The sequence below is a fragment of the Actinomadura montaniterrae genome, from assembly GCF_008923365.1.
Taxonomy (GTDB): domain Bacteria; phylum Actinomycetota; class Actinomycetes; order Streptosporangiales; family Streptosporangiaceae; genus Spirillospora; species Spirillospora montaniterrae.
In genome coordinates, this window is record NZ_WBMR01000496.1 from 1 (window position 1) to 952 (window position 952).

Here is a 952-nt window from a genome sequence, read left to right on the forward strand (position 1 = left end):
CTAGAGCCTGTCCGGTAGATCTTGGTGTTTTGCTGAGGACGATCTGGTGGGTGTGGGTTGATGGTGTGTCGTGGTGCGACGGCATGAGTTGACCGATGCGGCGTGGCGGCGGATCGAGCCGCTTTTGCCTGCGCAGCCCGCCCGCGGGGGCCGGTGGGTCGATCACCGGACGGTGTTGAACGGGATCTTGTGGAAGCTGGCCACCGGTGTGCCGTGGCGGGACCTGCCGGAGCGGTACGGCAACTGGAAGACCGTCTATGAGCGGTACCGGCGGTGGGCCGCCGACGGCACCTTCGATGCGATCTTGACCCACGTGCAGGTCCACGACGACTCGGTCGGCCGCATCGAGTGGACCGTCAGCGTGGACTCCACCATCGTGCGCGCGCACCAGCACGCCGCCGGCGCCCGCAAAAAGGGGAGCCCGGCGGGACGAACCGGGCGGCCGGGCAGGCACTCGGGCGGTCACGGGGCGGGCTGACCACCAAGGTCCATCTGGCGGTCGACGGGCGCGGCCTGCCGCTGTCGATCGTGCTCACGCCCGGGAACGTCAACGACTGCACCGTCTTTGGGCAGGTGCTGGCCGCCATCCGGGTGCCCCGGTGCGGGACGGGGCGTCCCCGGTGCCGGCCCGACCGGGTGATCGCCGACAAGGCCTACAGTTCGGCCGCGATCCGCCGGTCACTGCGGGCACGGGGAATCGCCGCGACCATCCCCGAACGCAGTGATCAGAAGGCTGGACGCGCCCGCCGCGGCTCGCGCGGCGGGCGTCCCCCGACCTTCGATCCAGCCTTCTACAGAGGCCGCAACGTGGTCGAACGCTGCATCGGCCGCCTCAAGCAATGGCGCGGCATCGCCACCCGCTTCGACAAGCTCGCCCGCAACTACAGAGCGGCAATCGTCCTAGTCACAGCACTGCTCTGGATCAACGCATGATCCACTGGACACGACCTAG

General features: G+C 69.1%; 1 pseudogene. It reads left to right on the top strand.

From position 1 onward, the window contains the following. Window positions 1–73 precede the first annotated feature (73 nt). Window positions 74–933 (top strand): annotated as a pseudogene (locus F9B16_RS50500) (IS5 family transposase). The last annotated feature ends 19 nt before the right edge of the window (window positions 934–952 follow it).